Here is a 24666-nt window from a genome sequence, read left to right on the forward strand (position 1 = left end):
AACTCGAACTTCAGGTATTGTGCGAATCTTGACCGCCTTCGATAGAGATCGGCAACTTCACGTTACGTGCGGGCACCACCGTAGAAATCGCGTGTTTGTAAACCATTTGATTGACGCTGTTTTTCAGCAGAACCACAAATTGGTCAAAGGAATCAATTTGTCCCTGTAACTTAATACCATTGACCAGAAATATTGAAACGGGAACACGCTCCTTGCGTAGCGCGTTCAGGAAAGGGTCTTGTAACGATTGCCCTTTTGACATGGTGATTCTCCTTTTATGTATCCTTATTGATTTTATTGGAAGCCGGTCATCTTAGCGATACACCAGCCCCCTCGGACAACGCAGTAAAACCCAAGCACTCAGCCATGAAAGCCCAAGCAAAACAGTTAATTAACAGGCTTTTACACCGTCACGGAAGATCTGCCACTGTGGCAGTTTTTCATCCCTGACCTACTCATATGGCACTAGCCGCAAGATATTTCAAGACCTGGGCCAGAATTTGCCCCCTTTTCTCCTCAAAACCGAGACGGAATGCCGCCGCTTCCGGCTGATGCTTTAACCAGGTGAGCTGGCGCTTGGCCAGCTGGCGGGTGGCGATAACCCCCCTTTCTCGCAGGGTATCGTAATCACAATGGCCCGCGAGATACTCCCACACCTGTCGGTAGCCCACCGCCCGCATCGACGGCAGATCGACATGCAGATCGCCCCGCCGGTACAGTGCCTCCACCTCCTCCACCAGTCCCTGTTCCAGCATAGCCTGAAACCGCTGGGCGATCCGCTGATGCAGGGCGGCGCGATCGATCGGCGTGAGCACAATTTTCACGGGACGGCAGGGCAGATCATTGTTGATCTCCTGCCGCAGCAGGCTGCTCATGGAGGCGCCTGTCAGGCCAAACACCTCAAGCGCGCGCAGGGTGCGCTGCGGATCGTTGGCGTGGATGCGTGCCGCCGCCTCGGGATCGACCTCAGCCAGGCGGGCATGTAGATGAGCGAGGCCGAATTCGTTCAGCTCGGCCTCCAGCCGGGCGCGCATGGCGGGATCCGATGACGGCAGCGCCGACAGCCCCCGCTCCAGCGCATGAAAATACAACATGGTTCCGCCCACCAATAAGGGGATACGCCCACGGGCGAGGATTGCCTTGATCTCCTCGATGGCGCGCTGTCGAAACTGCGCGGCCGAAAAGGGCTCGGCGGGGTCACAGATGTCGATGAGACGATGCGGAGCGGCGGCCAGGGTGGCCGCATCGGGCTTGGCGGAACCGATATCCATACCACGATAGACCATCACCGAATCCACGCTGATGATGTCGCAGGGTCGTCGCTGACACAGCTCGATGGCCAGCTCGGTTTTGCCGGTGGCGGTGGGGCCCATGAGGAAGATGGCGGGGGGGAGCATATTAGACATGGGTGCGTATTTTACACGGGGACTGTCCTTTGGACTGTCCCCAAAGACGAAATAACCCCGAGAACCCCCGAGGGGGACAGTCCAAAGGACAGTCCCTATGCAAACTGGGCTCAGCTACAAGCGCAGGCTGGCCGCATAGATAAAGGCATCTTCGCGCCCGTGCGTCAGGGGATAATAATCCTTGCGCAGTCCCACCTGGTTAAAGCCCATCTGTTCATACAGAGCAATGGCGCCGGTATTGGAGGGCCGCACCTCCAGGAAGACATCGCGCACTTCCAGCGCATCCGCCTCGTCCAGCAGCAGGCTCAAAATTTCACGCCCCACCCCGCGTCGCTGAAACGCCCTGGCAACACACAGGTTCAGCACATGGGCCTCACCGGCACCGGTGGACATCACCCCGTAACCGGCCATCACCCCTTCCAGCTCGCCGACATGGCAGCGGTAGCCCACGCGCAGGCAGTCCTCAAAGATGCGCCGCGTCCACGGGAAGGGATACATCGCCAGCTCAATGCGCATCAGCTGATCAAGATCCCCCACGACCATGGGGCGCACCTCCAGGCCCGGGGTCTGCACCATCGCACTCACAGGCGCCCCCCGCCATCGCCCGGGAGAACGCTCCCGGCCACCACCGCGGCCGCGAAGCGCAGGTCCGCCCAGCTGTTGGCCTTCTCACTGGGTTTGTGCAACAGGTAGGCCGGATGGTAGGTCACCACCAGCGGGATTTCGCCGTAATGGTGCAGCTGGCCGCGCAATTTTGTCACGGCGGTGTCGACCTTTAACAGATGGTGTGCCGCCACCGTCCCCATGGCGAGGATGACCCTGGGCGCCACCAGCGCAATCTGCCGCTGCAGATAGGTCTCGCATTGCGACATCTCCGCCGGCCGGGGGACACGATCCTCCGGTGGCCGACATTTGAGGATGTTGCTGATAAACACCTGCTCCCGGCCAAGGCCGAGGGCGCGCAACATATTATTGAGCAACTGACCGGCATCCCCCACAAAGGGCTCGCCCTGCTGCTCTTCGTCCGCCTTCGGCGCCTCGCCGATCACCATCCACTCTGCCATGCGGTTACCCGCCCCAAACACCGTTTGCGTGCGTGAGCGGTGCAGTTCGCAGGCTGTGCAGCCGGCCACCGCCGCCTGTAAGGCCGGCCAGTCCAGACTGCGGACATCGGGCAGCGGGGCCGGCGCTGCCAGCGGCTGCCCCTCTGCCTCGCACATTTCCAGGCTGGGACAGTAATCATCGGTGGGCGGTGGCGGTTCCTCTTCGCCAGCACCCCCGACCGAGGGCGACACACGCTCCGGCAATGCCACAGCCGAGACAGGGACGACCGCCTCAGACACAACGGCTGGCGGTACTGCGGAAGGCAGTCCCTGGTCCGCCAGCATCGCCACGCCCCGTTCATCGCCCTGCACCTCATTCTGCGGGGCGACACGGCGCTCCCAGGCCTGGATACCCATGGCCTGCAAGTAGGCGGACTGTTGTTGCCGTGTCGTCACGTGATGGCCCTCAACTCACCCAATAGCTTCGTTATACCTGGGGGTGTTGCCGATCCATCGGCACCAGGACACGATTCAGGGCATTGATGTAGGCCTTGGCCGAGGCGATAACGATGTCAATATCGGCGCCCTGTCCATTGACAATGCGCCCGTCCTTTTGCAGCCGCACGGTTACCTCACCCTGGGAATCGGTACCACTGGTGATATTGTTCACCGAATATAACTGCAACTCGGTACCACTGCTGACCATCGACTCAATGGCCTTGAACGCCGCATCGATCGGGCCGCTGCCGGAAGCCATGGCATTTTTTTCCATGCCATCAATCTTCAGCGTCACGGAGGCAGCGGGCGTTTCACCGGTTTCGGAACAGACCTTGAGCGCCACCAGCTTCACCCGTTCGTTTTCGGCCTCGAGATTGGCCTCGGTGACCAGGGCCTGTAAATCGTCATCGAAGATCTCGTGCTTTTTATCGGCGAGTTCCTTGAAGCGCACAAAGGCATCATTCAGCTCTTCTTCACCCGCAAAGCTGACGCCCAGTTCCTGCAACCTCGTGCGAAAGGCATTACGCCCCGAGTGCTTGCCCAACACCATGCGATTGGCGGACCAGCCCACATCTTCGGCGCGCATGATTTCGTAGGTCTCGCGACTCTTGAGCACGCCATCCTGATGAATGCCGGATTCGTGGGCAAAGGCGTTGGCGCCGACAATGGCCTTATTAGGCTGTACGGTAAAGCCGGTGATGCTCGATACCAGCCGCGAGCAGGGAACGATCTGGCTTCGATCGATGTGGTCGACATTGCAGGCAAACACATCCCGGCGCGTACTCACGGCCATCACCACCTCTTCGAGCGCGGCATTACCGGCCCGTTCACCCAAACCATTAATGGTGCACTCCACCTGACGCGCACCGCGCGCAACCGCGGCCAGCGAATTGGCCACGGCCAGGCCGAGGTCATTGTGACAGTGTACTGAAAACACCGCCTTGTCCGCGTTAGGCACGCGCTCGATCAGGTTGCCGATGAGGTCACCAAACTGATGCGGCAGGTTGTAACCCACCGTGTCGGGAATATTGACCGTGGTGGCACCGGCATTGATCACCGCCTCCAATACGCGACACAAAAAATCCAGCTCGGAACGCCCGGCATCCTCCGGCGAAAACTCCACATTATCGGTGAACTGCCGGGCCCGCTTCACGGCCCGCACGGCCTGCTCCACCACGGCATCCGGCTCCATGCGCAATTTCATTTTCATATGGATCGGCGAGGTGGCGATGAAGGTATGGATGCGTCCCGAATTGGCACCTTTGAGGGCCTCACCGGCACGGTCGATGTCCTTGTCCAGCGCACGGGCCAGACCGCAGACGGTACTGTCCTTGATGACATTGGCCACCGCCTGCACCGACTCGAAATCGCCCTGGCTGGCAATGGGAAAGCCGGCTTCGATCACATCCACGTGCATGCGCTCCAGGGCCCTGGCGATACGCACCTTCTCGTCGCGGGTCATGGAGGCGCCCGGGCTCTGCTCGCCATCACGCAAGGTGGTATCAAAGATGATTAATTGTTCGCTCATGTCTTGCTCCGTAGGTATGGAACCATCTTAACAGTGGCGCTGGTAATTTTCAGTCATTCACTGCCGATGATTGCATGTCACATTCACCGTTGTGCCCTGCGCGTTCGCACAGCACAAAAATCATTTATATAAGTATGTGGGGGTATTTGTCTGCCCTAAGGCAGCAGTCGCAGAAGAGCGAGGCCGGAATACAGGTCAACAGAAGCCGCCTGGCCGACCGTGCACACAGACGCCTGCCCGGGGAGGGCATTGTATCGTGTCATGTGTGCGGTGATATTCATTTCAGTGTGTAGTCCTGTTGCTTACTATAGGGACGCTTGGCAGAAATCTCAAGCGCCCTGGCCGACTAGTCTTCCGCTTGTCCGCCACTGCTGCTCGCACGACGCTCCGCCCGGCGGCGGCGCAGTGACATCAGGGTCACGACCGGACCAGAGAGCGCGTACACGGCAAAGCCGGCAAACAGCACCTGCGGCGGGTCCAGCGAAATCAGCACGAACACCAGCACCACCACCAGCAGGGCCACAAAGGGCACCTTGCCCTTGAGGTCGAGATCCTTGAAGCTGCGATAGCGGACATTGCTCACCATCAGTAGGCCGCAAAAGACCGTCACCACCAGGGCCAGATAGACCACCCTGCTGCCTTCGTTGAAATAGCCCTGCCCCACCCACACCATGCCGGCGACCACCGCGGCCGCGGCGGGACTCGCCAGGCCCTGAAAATAACGCTTGTCGGCACGTCCCACCTGGGTATTGAAGCGGGCCAGACGTAATGCCGTGCCCGCCGTGTAGATGAACGCCGCCAGCCAGCCCAGTTTGCCGATGTCAGACAAGGCCCAGGTGTAGACCACCAGCGCCGGCGCCAGGCCGAAGGAGACCATGTCGGCAAGGCTGTCGTACTCGGCACCAAAAGCGCTCTGGGTATTGGTCATGCGCGCCACCCGCCCGTCCAGGCCATCGAGCACCATGGCGATGAATATCGCCACCGCCGCCGACTCAAAACGCCCATTCATGGCGGCGACAATGGCATAGAATCCGGCAAACAGACAGCCGGTGGTGAACAGGTTGGGCAACAGGTAAATGCCCCGGTGGGGACGGCGCCTTTCCCCGGTCACCAGTGTCTCTTCCGTGTCGGCGGCGGTAGCCGAGCTGTCGCCCGGCTTATCGTTCGGTTTGTCGTCGTGCTTGTCAGTCATAGTTACCGTATCGTCACCGTGGTAATGCGTGTTGAAATAATGTGCGCATCGCGCATGCGCAGTCCGCTGCTCTTTACACCCTAACACCCTTACACCGTCTGCAATGGCGTCGCCATCCCCTACATAGTAGCCGTCTGCATCGGAGTTTGCGCAGTGTGCCTGGCATGCACCAGGGTAGCGATAATGTCAGAGCCGGCCAGGACCGCATCACCAACCGCCACCGCAACGCGGGATTCAAGCGGAATCAGCACATCCACCTGCGAACCAAAGCGGATGAATCCGCAACGCTGTCCCTGGCCGATGCGCTCACCGCTCTGCGCATAGCATCGCGGCCGGGGTGAGCGGGGACTGGTTTCGATAACCATCACCACGTCATCCTGCTCGTCACTCTGAATCCACTGCGCATAGCGGATGGATTTCCCGTCAGCCGTCCCGGCAGCGTCTTTCGCGTCGGCGGCGGCCCTGCCCGGCGAGCCCAGCCACTGTTGCAGCACCTTGCCCTCCAGCGGGCTATGGGCGGAGTACACGCTGGTGATACCCATCCTGATCCTGATGCGCAGGGCCTGACGATCCAGATAGGCATCGTCTACCGTATCAATGGCGACCACCTTGCCATCCACGGGGCTCAAGATACCCAGGGGTACGGCGGGCACCTTGCGCGCAGGGTCACGAAACAAAAACAACAGCACCAGAACCAACAGCCACAGCGGCGCCGAGACAGGCCCATACAACAGATACACGATGAGCGCAGAGACTACCGCCACGGCAATCCAGGTCCAGCCCTCACGGGCAATTAATGGGTAGCGATAGGTAAGTGTCATCAGTAGGCCAGCATTTAAGTCCGGTTCTCGACAGACTGCTAGAAACAAAAAAGGGGCAAAGTTGAATACTTTGCCCCTGGCGGTTTTTGGTGAGTTTAGTTTTTGCTCTTGTCGACCAACGCGTTAGCGGTGATCCAGGGCATCATCTCGCGGAGCTTGGCACCCGTTTGCTCGATGGGGTGCGCAGCATTGAGGCGGCGACGCGCCGTCATTTCGGGATAATTGGTCTGCCCCTCAAGGATAAAGCGTTTGGCGTATTCACCATTCTGGATGTTACGCAACGCTTCACGCATGGCCTTGCGGCTTTCCTCGTTGATCACCTTGTCGCCCGTAACATACTCACCGTACTCCGCATTATTGGAGATCGAATAGTTCATGTTGGCGATGCCGCCTTCGTACATCAGGTCAACGATCAGCTTGAGTTCGTGCAGGCATTCAAAATAGGCCATCTCCGGCGCATAACCCGCCTCGGTCAGGGTTTCAAAACCGGCCTTCACCAGCTCCACAGCACCACCACACAACACGGCCTGCTCACCGAACAGGTCGGTTTCGGTTTCGTCCTTGAAGGTCGTTTCAATGATGCCGGTACGACCACCGCCCACACCGGAGGCATAAGACAGGGCAAGCTCCTTGGCTTTGCCTGAGGCGTCCTGATAAATCGCAATCAGGTCAGGAATGCCACCGCCTTTCTTGAACTCGTTACGCACGGTATGTCCCGGCGCCTTGGGGGCGATCATGATGACATCCAGATCGGCGCGCGGCACCACCTGGTTGTAATGGATAGCGAAACCGTGCGCGAAGGCCAGGGTGGCGCCCTTTTTCAGGTTAGGCTCAATCTCATCACGGTACAATTGTGACTGGAATTCATCCGGCGTCAGAATCATTACCACATCGGCACTGGCGACCGCTTCAGGAACATTTTTCACCGGCAGGCCGGCAGCCTCGGCCTTGGCAGCGGATGACGAACCGGGGCGCAGACCCACGGTGACATCGACACCGGAATCTTTCAGGTTATTGGCATGGGCATGGCCCTGTGAACCATAACCAATAATAGACACCTTTTTGCCCTTGATGATGGAAAGATCACAATCTTTGTCGTAATAAATATTCATTTTTTACCCTTAGCTCCTACGATTAACCCTGTGTATTCGTCAGCCACGCAAACTCATTCACGCGGCCGTTTAATGGCTGATTCAAATCCGTGATTAAATATGCAAACTCTTGGTGCCGCGCGAAATACCGGAAACACCCGAGCGCACGGTTTCCAGGATTGGCGTTTTTTCAAACGCGGCGATAAAGGCGTCCAGCTTGTCGCCGGTGCCCGTCAATTCGATGGTGTAACTGGTGGCCGTAACATCAATAATGTGGCCGCGAAAAATTTCCGCCAGACGTTTCACTTCTTCCCGCGCATCATTGTTCACGGTCTTTACCTTGATCATCATCATTTCGCGTTCGATGTGGGGGCCTTCGGTGAGATCCACCAGCTTCACCACATCCACCAGCTTGTTCAGCTGCTTGGTGATCTGCTCCACAATCTCATCAGACCCCCTCGTTACCACCGTCATTCGCGACAGGGTGACGTCCTCGGTCGGCGCAACGGTCAGCGATTCGATATTGTAGCCACGCGCAGAGAACAGGCCGGCCACCCGCGACAGGGCACCGGCCTCGTTTTCCATCAGTATTGAAATTATGTGACGCATTTTTTGTATTTCTGCTTTAGTTTTTGTTCGAGGCTATTGTATGCAGGCCGCCGTGAATGCCGTCCAATTAGATAAGAATCATCTCGTCCAGCCCGGCACCCGCAGGCACCATGGGGTAAACATTTTCTTTTGGATCGGTAAGGATATCAACAAATACCAGTCGATCCTTCATCTTAAAGGCCTCTTTCAGGGTCTTTTCCACATCTTTCGGATCCGTCACGCGCATCCCCACATGGCCGTAAGCCTCAGCGAGTTTGACAAAATCCGGCAATGAATCCATGTAGGAATGCGAATAGCGCTCCTCGTAAAAAAACTCCTGCCACTGACGCACCATGCCCAGATAACCGTTATTCAGACAGATGATCTTGATGGGCAGATTGTACTGCATGCAGGTCGACAGCTCCTGGATATTCATCTGGATACTGCCCTCGCCCGTGACACAGGCGACCTGCGCCTTGGGGAAGGCGAGTTGCACGCCCATCGCTGCCGGCAAGCCAAAACCCATGGTGCCGAGACCGCCGGAATTGATCCAGCGGCGTGGCTTGTCAAAGCGATAATACTGCGCCGCCCACATTTGATGCTGGCCCACGTCGGAGGTGACATAGGCATCACCCTTGGTGATTTCAAACATCAGCTCCAGCGCGTGCTGGGGTTTAATCTTGGCGCCATCGGTTTTGTATTTGAGGCACTCCACGGCGCGCCAGTCGTCAACCTGCCGCCACCAGTCTTTCAGTGCGGCGGCATTCGGCTTGTATTCGCTGGCCGTCATCTCCTTCAACAGTGCCCTGATCACGCTCCCCACACTGCCCACGATCGGCACATCCACTTTCACATTCTTGGAAATGGAGGCCGGATCAATGTCCACATGGATGATCTTCGCGTGCGGCGCAAATTTCTCGATATTACCGGTAACGCGGTCATCGAAACGCGCACCGATGGCAATGATCAGGTCGCAGTTGGAGATGGCCATGTTGGCCTCGTAGGTGCCGTGCATGCCCAGCATGCCCACGAACTGTTTATCCGAGGCCGGAAAACCGCCCAGGCCCATGGAGGTGTTGGTGACCGGCACATTCAGCTTATGCGCCAACTGGGTGAGTTCCTTGCTGGAGTTGTCGATAATCACCCCACCGCCCGCGTAGATCATGGGGCGTTTAGCGGTCGCCATCAGCTTCACGGCCTTTTTGATCTGGCCGCTGTGTCCCTTCACCACCGGATTGTAGGACCGCATGTGGATCTCTTGCGGATACTCATAGTTGGCCGTATTGGCGGTCACATCCTTGGGGATATCCACCACCACCGGGCCGGGACGACCGGTAGTGGCCACATAAAAGGCCTTCTTCAGGGTCAGCGCCAGATCATTCACATCCTTGACCAGGAAGTTGTGTTTCACACAGGGGCGCGTGATGCCCACGGAATCCACCTCCTGGAAGGCATCATTGCCAATCATGTGGGTGGGTACCTGGCCGGTAATCACCACCATGGGAATGGAGTCCATATAGGCGGTGGCAATACCGGTCACCGCATTGGTGGCACCGGGGCCCGAGGTGACCAGCACCACGCCGGGCCTGCCGGTGGAACGCGCGTAACCATCGGCGGCGTGGGTCGCGGCCTGCTCGTGGCGTACCAGGATATGCTTGACGCGATCCTGCCGATCAAGGGCATCATAAATATGCAACACCGCGCCACCAGGATAGCCGAACAGGTATTCGACACCCTCGTCTGCGAGGAAGTGGGTCAATATTTCTGCGCCAGTCAATTTCACGTCGAGATTCTCTCTTGCCTAAGTTCCAAGGTTCTACTTCCAGTTTCGCACAGTTTCTCAGCCCACCGGTGAACCCCGCCTGAATACCACCGACCGATCCACAGGCCACTTTACGTTTACGCCGAGAAAAAAACGCCCGTAAAACGGGCGGTTTTTCTCCTCTCACGAAGGACTGGCTAAATTACTGGGAACCGCCAGTCAGGTCAAGGGATTCGGGGGTTTTCCGCCATTTGCCGCCCATTTTGTGGGTGCATCGTCGAATGGCGCCTAGCCACAGCCGGCCCCCGTCATCAGAGGCAGGTGCTGATCACTCAGAGCCTGTGAAAAAATCGACGGCCGCAGTAGGGCGCAATAACCGAAGGGCATTGCGCCGCATGCACTGTAGGAGCCGAGCCGCCTCGGCGATTCAAGCTCAACAATTTGACCAAGCCGACCCATCGGCCTGGGTGCTGGCCTCCCACCCAGCACCCAGCACTTAGCACTCAACACCCGCCCTACGCACTGATCACACAGCATCGCGGATATTTTTCGGATTTCACGCAATTGCTGGCCTGTTTCCCCTGTGGGTACGTTATAATGTCGGCCATTCATCACGCATTCAGGTATTCAGGTGTCTCCATGACCGGGATCAGCCCGTGTCTCGCCAACCTCATGGACCGAATAGTAATAATAATAAAGTGAAAAAGATTATCATCGAAGGCAAAACCCGGTCGGGCAGAACATTTCGGCCGAGCGACTGGGCAGAACGCATGAGCGGGGCTCTCGCAACCTTTGGACGGGACCACCGCATCCGCTATTCCCCCATGCTGCAACCGTTCATTGCCGACGGCATCCGGTGCATTGCCATCGACCCCAAAATGAAGGACCTTTTCCCGGAGATGTACAGCTACATCATGAGCTGGGCGGACAACAACGATCTGGTTGTGACCGAAGAGGACGTCCCCAGCCACGAGACGCAAACCTAGCCTTCCCTTCCTTACCGCAACGACTGCAACGAGGTCTCGCATGCCTTATCTGAAAATCCAGACCAACCTGCCCGTGGACAGTGCCGATCAGCAGGCGCTGATGGAAAAGGCCTCCGCCCTGGTCGCCACCCAGCTGGGCAAACCCGAGAATTACGTCATGGTGGCCATCGAGGCGGGTCAGAACATGCTGTTTGCCGGCACCACCAGTCCGCTCGCCTATCTGGAGCTCAAGAGCATCGGCCTGCCCGCCTCGGCCACCGGGGATTTATCCAACCAGTTGTGCAGCCTGCTGGCGCAGCAACTGGGAATCGAAAAAAACCGCATCTACATCGAATTCGCCGACGCAGCACCGCAGATGTGGGGCTGGGACGGCTCGACGTTTTAGCCCGGGCGCTCGCAATGCTCCCGGCCTCGGACATATTGCCTGCGGCGCCCTGGAACCAGGGTCCTTATGGGAAAATTTGCCGGGGCACTAGTTAAGGTACTATCAGAGGTACGACACGCACATGATGATCCGCCTGATGATTATTGTTCTGATCGTACTGGTCGGCGCCGCCGCGCTGACCACGCTCAACCCGGCCGCCGAGCAGTCGCTCAACCCCATTATCAAGGGGCTGGCGAATGTGCGTTCGTGGTTCAGTGGGACCTCGAGTGTGCTGGAGGGGATCGCAACCGACCCGCTGGCCAGCGGCGATAACACCGACAAAAATACCACCCGCGTGTATAAGTGGCAGGATGCCGCCGGTGAGTGGCACTTCAGCAACCAGCCGCCGCCGACGGGCATCAAGGGCAGCGTGGAAACCTATCGCAGTGACGTCAACATCACGCAGGCACCACCGCCGCCGGTGGAGCCTGCAGCGGTGGTCACCGAGAAAAGTGTCAGCGATATTCCGACCACCGCCTCCCCGCTGCTACCTATCACCGATCCGGAGAGGGTTAAACAGCTCATCGAGGATGCCAAAAATGTACAGGGGCTGGTGAACAGCCGCCAGCAGACCATCGACCAGCAGCTGCCAGACAGATAGCCACCCGTAGGCACAAGTTACGGTTAGGCCTTCTGCAACACCTTCAGCGGCGGACTATTCACCACCTGCCGGGTGCCGATGAGCCCCGCCAGTCCGACTCCCATGCCACCCAGCAGTAATCCCGTCACCCATAGCCAGGGGTTGATCGCGTAGTCCAGGTCCAGCACCTGTGTGGCGATGACATTACTCAGCACACTGGCAAACAGGGCCGCCAGCCCACCGGACAGCGCGCCCAGGGTAAAAAACTCACTGGCCAGGCTTTGCCACAGACGCCGCCGCCGGGCGCCCAGCGCACGCAGCACGGCATTCTCGTGCAGGCGCACATCCAGGGTCGACTGGATCGCCGCAATCATCACCATCAGACCCGCCGCCAGGGTGAACAGAAACACATATTCCACCGCCAACGATACGCGGGTAATGATCGATCGCACCTGGTCCATGATGGCCGCGACATCGATCACCGTCAGGTTCGGAAACTGGCGCACCAGGCCATCCAGCACCCCGGCCCGGTCAGGCGGCAGATAAAAGCTGGTGATATAGCTGGCCGGATAATCGTCCAGCACGCCGGGGGGCGCTAACACAAAGAAGTTGGCATGGAAGCTGTCCCACCGCACGCTGCGCAGGCTGGTGACCGGCGCACTGAAGACATTGCCGGCAATGTTATAGCTGAGTCGGTCCCCCAGTTTTATGCCCAGGGTTTTGGCAATCCCGTCCTCCACCGAAAACGCCGGGGGATAGCCGCCGTCCGGGGCCCGGACCGGCCACCACTGGCCGGCCACCACCGCGTTATCGACCTGCAATCTGTCGGCCCAGGACAGGTTAAACTCCCGCTCCGCCAGATTCCTCGCCCGCCCGTCGCCGAAGTCGTCGATAGTGATCGGCGCATCATTGATCGCCGTCAGCCGGCCGCGCACCATGGGGAACAGCTCCACCTCCGGCATCGCGTGGCGGACAAAAAACGCCTGCACGGCGTCACGCTGATCCGGCTGGACATTGATCACAAAACGATTCGGCGCATCCTCCGGCAGGCTGTTGGACCAGCCCTGCAACAGATCACCGCGCACCACCGTGAGCAGCAGCAACACCGTCAGCCCCACGCCAAAGGCCATCACCTGCGCGATGGAGGCCGCGCTCCGCCGGGTCAGATTCAGCAGGCCAAATTGCCACGCGGAGCGGGTGCCGGAGGAAAAGGACGTGCCGTAGCGCAGCAGGCGTTTAAGTCCCCACAGCAGTAGCGCCGACAGCAGCCAGAAGGCCAGGGTGGCCAGCAGCAGGCCCAGCAATAACACCCGGCCCAGGGCCAGATCGCCGGCCTGATACAGCACCAGCAGGGCCAGGGCCACGAGCCCGAAGACATAACAGGCCAGCACCGCCGGCGACGGCCGGTTTCCGGACCGCCCGGGGCCGGCGGACTCGGCGCCATCCCCCTGCAACACCCGCAGCGTCGACACCTCGCGCAACTGCAGCACCGGCGGCATGGCAAAGCCCAGCAGGCCACCCAGGGCCACCAGATAGCCGATCCCTACCGGCGTCCACGAGGGTGCCGGTAGGCGGGTAAGAATCAGCTCGCCCAGCAGGGCCACCAGTCCCTGCTGGGCGAGATAGGCAAACAGCACGCCGACGGTGGCCGCCACCAGCCCGAGGCACAACAGCTGGAACAGGAACAGGCTGTTGATCAGGTTCTGGCTGGCGCCGAAACAGCGCAGCATCGCGCAGGTGTCCCGATGGCGCTGGGCGAAGCGCCGCGCCGACATCGCAATGGCGACACAGGCCAGCATCACCGCCACCACGGCCGCCAGACCCAGAAACTGTTGCGCCCGGGTCAGGGCGGCACGGACCTCCGGACGGGCATCGGCCGCGCCCTCAATCCGCTCGCCGCGTTGCAACTGCGGGGTCAGCTGCTGGCGAAAATGCCGCACCGCCGCCGGTTCGCCGGCGACCAGCAGGGCATGGCGGATATGGCTGCCCTCCTGCACCAGACCGGTCGCCGGCAGGTCGGTGAGATTCATCAACAGGCGGGGGGCGATGCTGAACAGGTTGCCGCTGCGATCCGGCTCATAACTCAGCACCGCAGCGAGGCGTAGCGAGAGGTTGCCGACCTGCACCGTGTCACCGACGCCCAGCCCCTGCTGCTGCAACAGCTCCGGCCCCACCCAGGCCTCACCGGACGACGGCACCTCCCGGGTCGGCTGATCCGCGGCAAACAGGGCCGGCGCAATCTTCAGGCTCCCGCGCAGCGGATATTCCGTACTGACCGCCTTCACCTCGACCAGCCGGGACTGCTCATTCACCAGCACCATGCTGCGAAAGGCGCGAGTCTCGGCGATGTCCAGCCTGTTATCGCGCGCCAGTTGCCGCATCCGCGCCGAGAGGGGGTGGTCGGCCGCCACCCGCAGATCGCCACCCAGCAGCTCGCCGCTCTGCTGCGCCAGCGCCTGGCCGATGCGATCGGTAAAAAAGGCGACGGAGCTGACACAGGCCACCGCCACCAGCAAGGCCGCCAGCAGCACCCGCAGCTCACCGGCGCGCCAGTCGCGGCGCAGCAGGCGCAGCGAGAGCCGCAACGAAAAGGGAGACATCGCCCCCGCCATCAGCCGGCGGCCCTTTCGGCTGCGCTCTCGGTCGCCCTCTCAGTCGCCCTCTCGACCGCCAGCGTTGGCGCGACGAAACAGCCGTCCTGCAGCTCCAGGACACGGTCACAGCGCTTGGCCAGCAGGTGGTCATGGGTCACCAGCACCAGGGTCGCGCCCTGCTCCCGGTTCAGCTCAAACATCAGATCGATAATCCGCTGACCGGTATGGGCATCCAGGTTGCCGGTGGGTTCGTCCGCCAGCAGCAGGGCCGGCTGCGAGAGAAAGGCGCGCGCAATGGCGACCCGCTGCTGCTCGCCGCCGGATAACTGCTTCGGATAATGGTGCAGACGCTGCGCCAGGCCGACCCGTGACAGCAGCTCCTGGGCTTGCTGTTGCAGCACGGCGGATGAGGGTCGCTGCTCCGACAGCTCCAGCGGCAGCATCACATTCTCCAGCGCGGTGAAGGTGGGCAACAACTGAAAGGACTGAAAGATAAAACCGATCTTCTCGCCGCGCAGGGCCGCGCGCTGATCCTCATTCATGGGCACCAGATCCTGACCCGACAGCCAGATGCTGCCACTGGTCGGGCTATCCAGTCCGGCCAGCAGCCCCAACAGGGTCGACTTACCCGACCCGGAAGGCCCGACAATGGCCACCGACTCGCCCGCCTGCACCGTCAGCTCGATGTCATGCAGAATCACCAGCTCTCCATTCCCATCCAGACTGGCAACGGATTTGCCCAGCTTCTCGACATGCAGTATCGGCTGATTCACACTCTCGCTCATGACAGATTATTTCTCGCAGTTGAATTCAGGTTATTGTTCGTAATGATGTTTGGAAAAGGAAGATGCACGGCGCTTACAGCGTTGACAAGATGGGCAGTGATTGGGTTCATCACGCTGATGTGCAGTGTACCCTGTGTGGCGGCAGATCCGCAGCCGCCAGCGGCCCCCACCATCCTGATTATGGGCGACAGTCTCAGCGCCGGCTTTGGGATGGCGGTCGCCAGCGGCTGGGCCAGCCTGTTGCAGCAACGCTTGGCCGCAGAACATCTCCCCCACCGCGTGGTCAATGCCAGCATCAGCGGCGAAACCACCAGCGGGGGGCTGAGCCGTCTACCCCAGGCGCTGCAAACCCACCAGCCCGAAATCGTCATCATTGAACTCGGCGCCAACGACGGCCTGCGCGGCCTGCCACTGGGCCTGATCGAGAACAACCTCGCCCGCATGATCGAACAGTGCCGGCAGGCCAACGCAAAGGTACTGCTATTGGGCATGCGCCTGCCACCCAACTATGGCCCGCGTTATACCCAGGAATTCACACAGGTCTTTGTCGGCCTGGCGGAGCGCCATAACACCGCCCTGGTCCCCTTCCTCCTCACCGACGTCGCCACCCGGCCCGAGCTCATGCAGAACGATGGACTGCACCCCAACGCCTCCGCACAGCAGCAGTTGTTGGATACCCTATGGCCACAGTTGCTGCGGCTTCTAACTCGTAGGGCGCAATAACCGTAGGGCATTGCGCCGTATGCCTCACCAGACAACCCATGCATGGCCGTTACGGTGAATTCTCAGAACCATCAAAACGATGCGGCCTGGGGGGATTCTTTCCTGCGGCGCAATGCCCTGCGGTTATTGCGCCCTACGTTCTCAACTCGGTAGGGCGCAATAACCAAAGGGCATTGCGCCGTATGCCTCACGGGACAACCACCATGAATCGCCGTTACAGTGAATTTTCAAAACCATCAATACGATCCGGCTTGGGGGATTCTTTCATGCGGCGCAATGCCCTTCGATTATTGGCCTACGCACTCAGCTACCAATCACAGACTCATCATTTTGAGGACGGGTTCGTTGAGTGCGGGGTCGTCGTTAAAGCCGGAGACGATCAGCACGGTGTGGCCGGGTTTGGCGAGTTCGCATTGCGACTCGATGCGGCGGCAGGTGTCACGCCAGTCCTGATGTTCCGGCGTTTCCAGGAATACCGGAATCACCCCCCAGTGCAGTGACAGGCGGCGGCAGACGGTTTCCAGCGAACACACGCCCACCATCGGCGCCATGGTGCGATGCGCCGCCAGCACATGGGCGGTGGTGCCGGAGCGGGTCGGCACGATCAGAGCCTCTAACCTGAGATCGCGCACCAGCTCCAGTGCCGCATGGGCGACCGCCTCGCGATTGGTAAAATCGGACTTGCGCCGATCGGAAAACACCGGGCTGCCGTAATGCCCATCCTGCCACTGGTGGCGTTCGATCTCGCGCGCCACCTTGACCATGGTCTGCACGGCCTCCACCGGATAGGCGCCGCTCGCCGTCTCCGCCGATAGCATCACCGCATCGGCGCTGGAATGTACCGCGCTGGCAACATCGCCGATCTCGGCACGGGTCGGTCGCGAATGGGTGATCATGGATTCCAGCATCTGCGTGGCGACGATCACCGGTACATAGGCGCGACGCGCGCGCTTGATGAGATCGCGCTGAATCATCGGCACCTGTTCTGCGGGAAGCTCGATCCCCAGATCACCGCGCGCCACCATGATGCCGTAGGACGCGACCAGGATTTCATCGATGTTGACCACCGCCTCCGGGCGCTCAATCTTGCTGATCACCGGGATGGCCTCACCGTGCTTATTCATGAACCGCGTCAGGCGCGTGATGTCGGCGGCGTTGCGCACAAAACTCAGGGCCACAAAGTCCGCGCCCAGCTCCATCGCCAACAGGGCATCCTGCTTGTCCTTCTCGGTAAACGCCGGGGTCGACACCACGGAGTCCGGCAGGTTGATGCCCTTATGGTCCTTGAGTACGCCGCCGTGCACCACGCGGCAGCGCACCTCGGTGTCCTCGACGTCAAGCACGCATAACTCAAGGTTGCCATCATCCAGCAATACCCGCTCGCCCGCTTTTACGTCTTTATGCAACTGCCGATACTGGGAGGGAATCAGTCCCTCGTCACCGACCACATTGCGACAGCTGACGGTCACCTGCTGGCCGACCGATAAGCGGATCTTTCCGTGAACAAATTCTCCGACCCGGATCTTCGGCCCACACAGATCCATCAGGATGGCGATATTTTTCTTCTGCCGTTTCGCCGCCGTACGCACCCGGGTAAACAAGCGGCGATGACTGTCATGATCGCCATGCGACATGTTCAGCCGCACCACGTTGACCCCCGCATCCAGCAGCTTGTTGATCATGGCGGGGGAACTGGAGGCCGGCCCCAGGGTGGCGATGATCTTGGTCCGCCGCCAGTGCAGGGCCAGGGCCTTATTCTTCATCTCGGTTTCCATCAGGCGCTTATCCTCGACGTCTAACACTTACCATTGCTCAATCTTATAACCACGCTGGCGCAGCAGCGCCAGAACACCCTCGTTGCCCACCAGATGCAGGGCGCCCACCAACACCAGCTCGGTGGCCGGATCATTCAGCAACGCCTCAATGCGGGGTACCCAGTTATTGTTACGCTCAACCAGCAGCTGCCGATAGATAAGCGGAAATTCCCGGCGCAGCTCGTCCAGTGACAGTTGCGCCATTTTCGCCTGATCGCCCGTTCGCCAGGCCTCGGTCAGGTCGCGCATAACGGTCTCAAGCTGCTGCATATCCTTCAGGCTATAGCGCACAAAATCATCCTCGCGGCCCTCGCCCAGACCCGCCAGAAACTCCAGCTGCTCGGCGGGCGTTTCCAGCTCGCCGATGATTTTGTGTTCCGCCTGGGCGCGCTGATAATAGTGACTATCCACCCCGGCATTCGATATACCCAGCCGTTGCAACTCCATCATCATCAGGGTCAGTGCCGCGGCGGGCGGACGCATCTGCTGGAACATGACGATGGGCACGCCACGCTCGGCGCAGAATTTCTCCAGCTGCCGATATACCGCCGGACTCAAGCCGTCCTGCAGGCTTCTGCCATCCGTATACATCAGGCGTTGCATCATCTGCTGCGCAAAGACCGGATCCTCGGTGGCCGCGACGTCGGTCTCGAATATCAGCGTGGTGGCGGCAGCGAAGGCCTTATCAAACGCGGCCGGCAGTGGGTAGTCCGTTTCTCGCAGCACGTGGATGGTGCCGCCGATGAACAGCGAATGGTCCCCCTTGCTGACACGCCACAGGGAGGTCTCGGCGAAAGCCGCCGACGAACACAGCATCACGAACAGGAATAACCAACGCATAGGGATACCTCTATCAGACATCATGTGGCGAGACGGTCGATGCCGTTGCTAAACTGCTCAAGCCCAACACACATCTACCGCTGAGAAAAATAAAACTCGGCCAGCGGCAGATCCTCGGGGCGGGTGATCTTGAGGTTGTCGGCGTGACCCTCGACCAATAGCGGCCGTTGCCCGACATGCTCCAGCGCCGAGGCCTCGTCGGTAATCGGCACCCCGTCGGCCAGGGCCTGGGCCAGGGCCTCGCGCAACATGCCGAGGCGAAACATCTGCGGTGTTTGTGCATGCCACAGCGAATCACGATCAACGGTGGCGACGATATGGCCGCGGTGATCCGCCTGCTTGATGGTGTCTTTCACCGGCACGGCGAGAATGCCGCCCACGGGATGGGCGCTGCAGGCCTCGATAAGCCGGCTGATATCGGCCGACCGCAGGCAGGGCCGCGCGGCATCATGCACCAGCACCCAGCTATCCGCCGCGACGGTCTCCGCCAGCAGCTGCAGGGCGTTCAGCACCGAATCACAACGCTGGCGGCCGCCCGCTGCCCGGTGCAGCGGTTTGGCGTGCCGGTAGTCCAGCCCTGCCCAGTAGCCGTCCGTTTCCGACAGGGCCACCACCCCGCCGCTGATCGCCGGGTGATTCAGCAGCACGTCGAGGCTGTGTTCAATGACGCTACGCCCGGCCAGCGGCAGATACTGTTTGGGGCAGTGACTGCCCATACGCGCACCGACACCGGCGGCGGGAAAGACGGCCCAGCAATTGACGGGGGACGCGGTATGGCTATTTATCGTTGGAGGCGGTGAAGACGGGAGCGGTGGAAGGGGTGGCATTATTGGGAAAACCGGTGCTAATCGACAACCTGATAAAAGGTTTCACCCTCTTTGATCATGCCCAGATCATAACGGGCACGTTCCTCGATCGCTTCATAGCCCTGCTTGAGGTCGGCAACCTCGGCAATGAGTGTCTGGTTACGTTCTTTCAGGCTGGCGTTTTCCGCCACCTGCAAGGCCTTCGCATTATCCAGCGCCCACACATCCTTTATGCCGCCCTCACCCAACCACAGCTTGAACTGCAACAGCACAAACAGGATGGCGAGGGCGGCAATGATGGCCTTCATACGCTGTCATCAGCCCCGTTTAAAGGCGGCCATCCCCGGATACGTGGCCCGCTCGCCCAGCTCTTCGGCGATACGCAGCAGCTGGTTGTACTTGGCAATCCGGTCCGAACGCGACAGGGAACCGGTCTTGATCTGGCCGGTGCCGGTGGCGACGGCCAGGTCGGCAATGGTGGCATCCTCGGTCTCGCCGGAGCGGTGTGACATCACCGAGCTGTAACCGGCGGCCTTGGCCATGTCGATGGCGGCAAAGGTCTCGGTCAGGGTGCCGATCTGGTTGACCTTGATGAGAATGGAATTGGCGATATGGTTGTCGATACCGCGCTTGAGAATTTTGGTATTGGTGACAAACAGGTCGTCGCCGACTAACTGGATCTTGTCACCCAGCTTTTCGGTCAGAATCGCCCAACCTTCCCAGTCGCTCTCGTCCAGGCCGTCTTCGATGGAAAGGATCGGATACTTGTCGACCCACGATGCCAGCACGTCGACGAACTCGGCGGCGGTCAGCGACTTGCCTTCGGAGGTCAGTTCGTATCTGCCGTTTTTGTAGAACTCGGAACTGGCGGCGTCGATGGCGATGAAGATGTCCTTGCCCGGCACATAACCGGCCGCCTCGATCGCCTCGATGATCACCTCGATGGCCGCCTCGTTGGAGGGAAGGTCCGGCGCAAAGCCGCCCTCGTCGCCCACCGCCGTGTTGAGACCACGATCGTGCAGCACCTTTTTCAGCGCATGAAAGACCTCGGCGCCGTAACGGATGGCCTCGGCGATATTCGGTGCGCCCACCGGCTGAATCATGAATTCCTGCAGGTCGACGCTGTTGTCCGCGTGCGAACCGCCGTTGATGATGTTCATCATCGGCACCGGCATGATGGTGGCATCATCACCGCCCAGGTAACGGTACAAGGGCAGACCGGCCTCGGCCGCGGCCGCCTTGGCCGCCGCCATGGACACACCGAGGATGGCATTGGCGCCGAGGCGGTCCTTGTTTTCGGTGCCGTCGAGGTCGATCATGATCTGGTCAACGGTCGCCTGGTCGCTGGCGTCCTTACCCAGCAGCGCATTACGAATCTCACCGTTGACGTTGGCCACGGCCTTCAGCACGCCCTTGCCCAGATAGCGGGACTTGTCACCGTCGCGCAGCTCAATCGCCTCGCGCGAACCGGTGGAGGCGCCGGAAGGCACCGCCGCGCGCCCCAGGATGCCGGATTCCAGGGTCACGTCCACTTCAACAGTGGGATTGCCGCGGGAATCGATAATCTCGCGGGCATGTATGTTTGCGATTTTCGCAGTCATTCCTACTCCAGATTTTTTGTTGGTTGGTCTTTACGGTTTAAATGTTTGAAGTCTGTTTTGTATCACTCAGACATACGGCGCAATGCCCTTTGGTTATTGCGCCCTACGGGCTGGCTACGCAGGATCGTAGCCAAAACCCCGCGCCTTGACGGTATCGTCCAGCGCTTTGAGTGTCTCCAGCAGTCCTTCCATGTCACCCAGCGGCCAGGCGTTGGGGCCGTCGCTGAGGGCCTGTTCCGGGTTGGGGTGGGTCTCCATGAACAGGCCGGACACCCCCGCCGCCACTGCCGAGCGCGCCAGTACCGGCACGAACTGGCGCTGTCCGCCGGAGGTGGCGCCCTGGCCGCCGGGCTGTTGCACGGAGTGGGTGGCGTCGAACACCACCGGGCAGCCGGTGTTACGCATCTCCACCAGGCCGCGCATGTCCGAGATCAGGGTATTATAGCCAAACGAGACGCCGCGCTCGCAGACCATGATCTGCTCGTTACCCACTTCGCGGGCCTTGTCCACCACGTTTTTCATATCCCACGGTGCAAGAAACTGGCCCTTTTTGATGTTCACCGGGAGGCCGGTGCGGGCCACGTTCTGGATAAAATTGGTCTGTCGACAGAGGAAGGCGGGGGTCTGCAATACGTCCACCACGCTGGCCACCTCGTGCAGCGGCGTATCTTCATGCACATCGGTCAGCACCGGCACACCCAGCTCGTGCTTGACCTTTTGCAGGATACGCAGGCCTTCGTCAACACCCGGCCCACGGTAACTGGAAGTGGATGAGCGGTTGGCCTTGTCGAAGGACGACTTGTAGATAAACGGAATGCCCAGCCGGGTGGTGATCTCCTTGAGCTGGCCCGCCGTATCCATCGCCAGCTGCTCGGACTCGATCACACAGGGACCGGCGATGATGAACAGGGGCCGATCCAGCCCGACCTCGAAGCCGCACAGTTTCATGCTCATGGCCTAGATGCCTGCCTTGGCGCGGGCGGCACTGATGAAGCCGCTGAACAGCGGATGACCGTCACGCGGGGTGGAGGTGAATTCGGGATGGAACTGGCAGGCCACAAACCACGGGTGTTCCGGGATCTCGACCATCTCCACCAGGTTGCCATCGACCGAGCGCCCCACCACCGCCATCCCGGCCTCCTGCAACACGTCCAGATAGCTGTTGTTGAACTCGTAGCGGTGACGATGCCGCTCGACGATGTTCGACTTACCGTATAACTCGTAGGATTTGGAGCCCTTGACCAGCACACACTCCTGACCGCCCAGGCGCATGGTACCGCCCAGATCGGAGTCCTTGTTACGCTGTTGCACGTCGCCACTGGCGGTGATCCATTCGGTAATCAGGCCGATCACCGGGTGGGGGGTCTGCGGGTTAAATTCGGTGCTGTGCGCGCCCTCCAGCCCGGCCACGTGGCGGGCGTATTCGATCACCGCCAGCTGCATGCCGAGGCAGATGCCGAGGTATGGCACGCCGTTTTCACGGGCATAACGGATCGCGAGGATCTTGCCCTCCACGCCGCGCTGGCCAAAACCGCCGGGCACCAGAATGGCATCCATCCCCTCCAGGCAGTCGGTGCCGTCGGTCTCGATATCCTCGGAATCGATGTAACGAATCTTCACCTTGGTGCGGGTATGCAGCCCGGCGTGGATCAGGGCCTCGGTGAGGGATTTATAGGCCTCGGTGAGATCCATGTACTTGCCCACCATGCCCACCGTCACCTCACCATTGGGGTCGGCCAGGCAATCCACCACCGCCTGCCACTCGGAGAGATCCGCCTGCGGGGCGTCGATGTGCAGCTTGTCCACCACGATCTGGTCGAGGTGTTGCTCGTGCAGCAGCACCGGAATCTGGTAGATACTGTCGGCATCCACCGCCGAGATGACGGCACGCTCTTCGACATTGGTGAACAGGGCGATCTTGCGGCGTTCATCATCCGGCACCGGGCGGTCGGCGCGGCAGATCAGCACATCCGGCTGGATACCGATGGAACGCAGCTCCTTCACCGAATGCTGGGTAGGCTTGGTCTTGAGCTCGCCGGCGGTGGGGATATAGGGCAGCAGGGTCAGGTGCATGAACAGGGCATTGTCGTGGCCCTGTTCAAAGCCGATCTGGCGAATCGCCTCCATGAACGGCAGGGACTCGATGTCACCCACCGTGCCGCCGATCTCTACCATCAGCACATCCAGGCCCTGGGCGCACTCCATGATCCGCCGCTTGATCTCGTCGGTAATGTGCGGAATCACCTGCACCGTGCCGCCCAGGTAGTCGCCGCGGCGCTCCTTGCTGATCACGTCCGAATAGATGCGCCCCGAGGTGTAATTATTGCGCTGGCCCATGGTGGTGCGCACGAAACGCTCATAGTGGCCCAGATCGAGGTCGGTCTCGGCGCCATCCTCGGTGACGAACACTTCACCGTGCTGGAAGGGGCTCATGGTGCCGGGATCCACGTTAATGTAGGGATCCAGCTTCATCAGGGAGACTTTGAGACCGCGCGATTCCAGAATGGCGGCCAACGAGGCGGAGGCGATGCCTTTCCCCAAAGAGGAAACGACACCGCCGGTAACAAATACAAATTTGGTCATTAAAAACCCAGGAATGTGGCTAGGTTAGAGGGAACTTCGGACGGGGAAGTAGATTAACAGATCAACGATGGCCACTCAATGGAGAACAGAGCGTTTCTTCAAAATCCAGGGGGCGGCACTAACTCAGTCCTCTCGCTTACCGTCATTCTGGCGTAGGCCGGAACATAAGCGCGTAGCGCGTTGAACGCCAAAGGCGGCCCGAAGGGTGAGTGAAGCGAATAATCCAGGGAAATTACCACCAATGAGCATTCTGGATCCTGGCCTTTATGCCCCGTGGGTATGCGCCGGGATGCCCAAAGCGTTTCACGGGGCAGGCTCTGACTGCGGCTTTGGGCTTAACTTAGTGCCATTCATCTCAGCACTCAGTCCCCAGACCTATCATTCAATCCGCACCTTGCGCATCAGCTCCTCGCGGTCACGCCGTGGCCGGCGGGTACCATCAGGCTCCTCCTCCCAGACCTCTTCACGGATAAAGTGCACCACAATCGGCTTAGAGGCGATCTGCCTGCGCAGCTTCTCCAGCACCATCACCACCCTGGCCTGTTCCTCGCTCGACACCACACCGTAGACATGGATCTCCAGACGCCGCGGCTTGGCAAAACCCTCCACCGCCGGACGCTCGGCGAACTTCGCCTGCACCGGAAAATCATAGCGCTGGGGCAGCTCCTGCAGAATCCGGGCAAGCTCCTGTCGATCATCGTCCGAGGTCTTCCAGCTCGAACTGTAGGCAAACAGAACCATCAGAAACACCGCCAGGGCCACCACCACCCCCTCACCCACCGTAGGCCTGACACCATGCTTATAGCGCTTCACCGCCCACACCAGGATGGCGAGAGGGCCGACAATATAAACGAGAATAACCAGCAGGGTGGGGATCATGGCAAGGGCAACATTTTCAGAAAATTGAACACCCATTCTAGAGAGCTTGAAGACAGACTACCAGCGTCAGCCTTGTCCAATATGAAATGAGTCTGAAGGAGGGGGTATATTTCTACTATGAA

Annotated in this window: 24 protein-coding genes; 4 read left to right on the forward strand and 20 right to left on the reverse strand. The window is 60.1% G+C overall.

Annotated elements, in window-relative coordinates; translation table 11 throughout:
• Positions 1–10: 10 nt before the first annotated feature.
• From hfq to RRB22_10075, 10 genes are all read right to left on the reverse strand, one after another.
• Positions 11–262 (reverse strand): RNA chaperone Hfq, encoded by a 252-nt coding sequence (gene hfq / locus RRB22_10030; GenBank protein MDT8384743.1) that lies wholly within the window; start codon positions 260–262, stop codon positions 11–13.
• A 193-nt stretch (positions 263–455) separates the two neighbouring features.
• Positions 456–1406 (reverse strand): tRNA (adenosine(37)-N6)-dimethylallyltransferase MiaA, encoded by a 951-nt coding sequence (gene miaA / locus RRB22_10035; protein MDT8384744.1) that lies wholly within the window; start codon positions 1404–1406, stop codon positions 456–458.
• A 114-nt stretch (positions 1407–1520) separates the two neighbouring features.
• Positions 1521–1982 (reverse strand): ribosomal protein S18-alanine N-acetyltransferase, encoded by a 462-nt coding sequence (gene rimI, locus RRB22_10040; protein MDT8384745.1) that lies wholly within the window; start codon positions 1980–1982, stop codon positions 1521–1523.
• 5 nt (positions 1983–1987) lie between these two features.
• Complete coding sequence (locus RRB22_10045; protein MDT8384746.1) at positions 1988–2905, reverse strand: uracil-DNA glycosylase; 918 nt, start codon at positions 2903–2905, stop codon at positions 1988–1990.
• A 31-nt stretch (positions 2906–2936) separates the two neighbouring features.
• On the reverse strand, positions 2937–4475 hold the full coding sequence (locus RRB22_10050; protein ID MDT8384747.1) for a 2-isopropylmalate synthase: 1539 nt from the start codon (positions 4473–4475) through the stop codon (positions 2937–2939).
• Positions 4476–4821: 346 nt separating this feature from the next.
• Complete coding sequence (gene pssA / locus RRB22_10055) at positions 4822–5667, reverse strand: CDP-diacylglycerol--serine O-phosphatidyltransferase (GenBank protein ID MDT8384748.1); 846 nt, start codon at positions 5665–5667, stop codon at positions 4822–4824.
• A gap of 119 nt (positions 5668–5786) precedes the next feature.
• On the reverse strand, positions 5787–6488 hold the full coding sequence (locus RRB22_10060; protein ID MDT8384749.1) for a phosphatidylserine decarboxylase: 702 nt from the start codon (positions 6486–6488) through the stop codon (positions 5787–5789).
• Positions 6489–6583: 95 nt separating this feature from the next.
• The gene (gene ilvC, locus RRB22_10065) at positions 6584–7600 is read right to left on the reverse strand and encodes a ketol-acid reductoisomerase (protein ID MDT8384750.1); all 1017 of its coding nucleotides are present in this window, start codon (positions 7598–7600) and stop codon (positions 6584–6586) included.
• 93 nt (positions 7601–7693) lie between these two features.
• Entirely contained in the window at positions 7694–8188 is a 495-nt protein-coding gene (ilvN, locus tag RRB22_10070; protein MDT8384751.1) for an acetolactate synthase small subunit, read from the reverse strand.
• A 67-nt stretch (positions 8189–8255) separates the two neighbouring features.
• The gene (locus RRB22_10075; protein MDT8384752.1) at positions 8256–9950 is read right to left on the reverse strand and encodes an acetolactate synthase 3 large subunit; all 1695 of its coding nucleotides are present in this window, start codon (positions 9948–9950) and stop codon (positions 8256–8258) included.
• Positions 9951–10627: 677 nt separating this feature from the next.
• Here RRB22_10075 and RRB22_10080 point away from each other — a divergent pair.
• The 3 genes from RRB22_10080 to RRB22_10090 all read left to right on the forward strand — a co-directional run bounded on the left by RRB22_10080 (position 10628) and on the right by RRB22_10090 (position 11940).
• Positions 10628–10915: a DUF3579 domain-containing protein gene (locus RRB22_10080; protein MDT8384753.1), complete on the forward strand. Its 288-nt coding sequence runs from the start codon at positions 10628–10630 to the stop codon at positions 10913–10915.
• A gap of 40 nt (positions 10916–10955) precedes the next feature.
• The gene (locus RRB22_10085) at positions 10956–11300 is read left to right on the forward strand and encodes a phenylpyruvate tautomerase MIF-related protein (GenBank protein ID MDT8384754.1); all 345 of its coding nucleotides are present in this window, start codon (positions 10956–10958) and stop codon (positions 11298–11300) included.
• A 121-nt stretch (positions 11301–11421) separates the two neighbouring features.
• On the forward strand, positions 11422–11940 hold the full coding sequence (locus RRB22_10090) for a DUF4124 domain-containing protein (GenBank protein ID MDT8384755.1): 519 nt from the start codon (positions 11422–11424) through the stop codon (positions 11938–11940).
• Positions 11941–11963: 23 nt separating this feature from the next.
• Here the strand turns inward: RRB22_10090 and RRB22_10095 are convergent, their stop codons facing one another.
• A complete protein-coding gene (locus RRB22_10095) occupies positions 11964–14519 on the reverse strand; it encodes an FtsX-like permease family protein (protein ID MDT8384756.1) in 2556 nt (851 codons plus the stop codon).
• Positions 14520–14530: 11 nt separating this feature from the next.
• On the reverse strand, positions 14531–15298 hold the full coding sequence (locus RRB22_10100; GenBank protein ID MDT8384757.1) for an ABC transporter ATP-binding protein: 768 nt from the start codon (positions 15296–15298) through the stop codon (positions 14531–14533).
• A 117-nt stretch (positions 15299–15415) separates the two neighbouring features.
• Here RRB22_10100 and RRB22_10105 point away from each other — a divergent pair, with 117 nt between their 5' ends.
• Positions 15416–16021 (forward strand): arylesterase, encoded by a 606-nt coding sequence (locus RRB22_10105; GenBank protein MDT8384758.1) that lies wholly within the window; start codon positions 15416–15418, stop codon positions 16019–16021.
• A gap of 314 nt (positions 16022–16335) precedes the next feature.
• Here the strand turns inward: RRB22_10105 and pyk are convergent, their stop codons facing one another.
• From pyk to RRB22_10145, 8 genes are all read right to left on the reverse strand, one after another.
• Positions 16336–17823, reverse strand: a complete 1488-nt coding sequence (gene pyk, locus RRB22_10110; GenBank protein ID MDT8384759.1) for a pyruvate kinase — start codon at positions 17821–17823, stop codon at positions 16336–16338.
• The gene (locus RRB22_10115; GenBank protein ID MDT8384760.1) at positions 17824–18675 is read right to left on the reverse strand and encodes a TraB/GumN family protein; all 852 of its coding nucleotides are present in this window, start codon (positions 18673–18675) and stop codon (positions 17824–17826) included.
• A gap of 74 nt (positions 18676–18749) precedes the next feature.
• Positions 18750–19460, reverse strand: a complete 711-nt coding sequence (ispD, locus tag RRB22_10120) for a 2-C-methyl-D-erythritol 4-phosphate cytidylyltransferase (protein ID MDT8384761.1) — start codon at positions 19458–19460, stop codon at positions 18750–18752.
• 59 nt (positions 19461–19519) lie between these two features.
• The gene (ftsB, locus tag RRB22_10125) at positions 19520–19789 is read right to left on the reverse strand and encodes a cell division protein FtsB (GenBank protein MDT8384762.1); all 270 of its coding nucleotides are present in this window, start codon (positions 19787–19789) and stop codon (positions 19520–19522) included.
• Between the two features lie 9 nt (positions 19790–19798).
• Complete coding sequence (gene eno / locus RRB22_10130; protein MDT8384763.1) at positions 19799–21082, reverse strand: phosphopyruvate hydratase; 1284 nt, start codon at positions 21080–21082, stop codon at positions 19799–19801.
• Positions 21083–21196: 114 nt separating this feature from the next.
• Positions 21197–22030 carry a 3-deoxy-8-phosphooctulonate synthase gene (gene kdsA / locus RRB22_10135; protein MDT8384764.1) on the reverse strand — a complete coding sequence of 278 codons (834 nt, stop codon included), beginning with the start codon at positions 22028–22030 and terminating at the stop codon, positions 21197–21199.
• Positions 22031–22039: 9 nt separating this feature from the next.
• Positions 22040–23665: a CTP synthase gene (locus RRB22_10140; GenBank protein ID MDT8384765.1), complete on the reverse strand. Its 1626-nt coding sequence runs from the start codon at positions 23663–23665 to the stop codon at positions 22040–22042.
• Between the two features lie 378 nt (positions 23666–24043).
• Positions 24044–24580, reverse strand: coding sequence for a hypothetical protein (locus RRB22_10145; protein ID MDT8384766.1), 537 nt, complete (start codon positions 24578–24580; stop codon positions 24044–24046).
• Between the last annotated feature and the right edge of the window lie 86 nt (positions 24581–24666).

The sequence above is a fragment of the Gammaproteobacteria bacterium genome (genome assembly GCA_032250735.1).
GTDB lineage: Bacteria > Pseudomonadota > Gammaproteobacteria > SZUA-152 > SZUA-152 > SZUA-152.

What these genes read in the sequence shown, in the direction of transcription:
- RRB22_10090 (MDT8384755.1), top strand. Translation starts at nt 11,422, where the DNA reads ATGATGATCCGCCTGATGATTATTGTTCTGATCGTACTGGTCGGCGCC.
- RRB22_10105 (MDT8384758.1), top strand. Translation starts at nt 15,416, where the DNA reads ATGTGCAGTGTACCCTGTGTGGCGGCAGATCCGCAGCCGCCAGCGGCC.
- rimI (MDT8384745.1), bottom strand. Translation starts at nt 1,982, where the DNA reads ATGGTGCAGACCCCGGGCCTGGAGGTGCGCCCCATGGTCGTGGGGGAT.
- RRB22_10095 (MDT8384756.1), bottom strand. Translation starts at nt 14,519, where the DNA reads ATGTCTCCCTTTTCGTTGCGGCTCTCGCTGCGCCTGCTGCGCCGCGAC.
- eno (MDT8384763.1), bottom strand. Translation starts at nt 21,082, where the DNA reads ATGACTGCGAAAATCGCAAACATACATGCCCGCGAGATTATCGATTCC.
- RRB22_10145 (MDT8384766.1), bottom strand. Translation starts at nt 24,580, where the DNA reads ATGGGTGTTCAATTTTCTGAAAATGTTGCCCTTGCCATGATCCCCACC.
- hfq (MDT8384743.1), bottom strand. Translation starts at nt 262, where the DNA reads ATGTCAAAAGGGCAATCGTTACAAGACCCTTTCCTGAACGCGCTACGC.
- RRB22_10140 (MDT8384765.1), bottom strand. Translation starts at nt 23,665, where the DNA reads ATGACCAAATTTGTATTTGTTACCGGCGGTGTCGTTTCCTCTTTGGGG.
- ftsB (MDT8384762.1), bottom strand. Translation starts at nt 19,789, where the DNA reads ATGAAGGCCATCATTGCCGCCCTCGCCATCCTGTTTGTGCTGTTGCAG.
- ilvN (MDT8384751.1), bottom strand. Translation starts at nt 8,188, where the DNA reads ATGCGTCACATAATTTCAATACTGATGGAAAACGAGGCCGGTGCCCTG.
- RRB22_10050 (MDT8384747.1), bottom strand. Translation starts at nt 4,475, where the DNA reads ATGAGCGAACAATTAATCATCTTTGATACCACCTTGCGTGATGGCGAG.
- RRB22_10115 (MDT8384760.1), bottom strand. Translation starts at nt 18,675, where the DNA reads ATGCGTTGGTTATTCCTGTTCGTGATGCTGTGTTCGTCGGCGGCTTTC.
- RRB22_10100 (MDT8384757.1), bottom strand. Translation starts at nt 15,298, where the DNA reads ATGAGCGAGAGTGTGAATCAGCCGATACTGCATGTCGAGAAGCTGGGC.
- pssA (MDT8384748.1), bottom strand. Translation starts at nt 5,667, where the DNA reads ATGACTGACAAGCACGACGACAAACCGAACGATAAGCCGGGCGACAGC.
- RRB22_10085 (MDT8384754.1), top strand. Translation starts at nt 10,956, where the DNA reads ATGCCTTATCTGAAAATCCAGACCAACCTGCCCGTGGACAGTGCCGAT.
- RRB22_10060 (MDT8384749.1), bottom strand. Translation starts at nt 6,488, where the DNA reads ATGACACTTACCTATCGCTACCCATTAATTGCCCGTGAGGGCTGGACC.
- kdsA (MDT8384764.1), bottom strand. Translation starts at nt 22,030, where the DNA reads ATGAAACTGTGCGGCTTCGAGGTCGGGCTGGATCGGCCCCTGTTCATC.
- miaA (MDT8384744.1), bottom strand. Translation starts at nt 1,406, where the DNA reads ATGTCTAATATGCTCCCCCCCGCCATCTTCCTCATGGGCCCCACCGCC.
- ilvC (MDT8384750.1), bottom strand. Translation starts at nt 7,600, where the DNA reads ATGAATATTTATTACGACAAAGATTGTGATCTTTCCATCATCAAGGGC.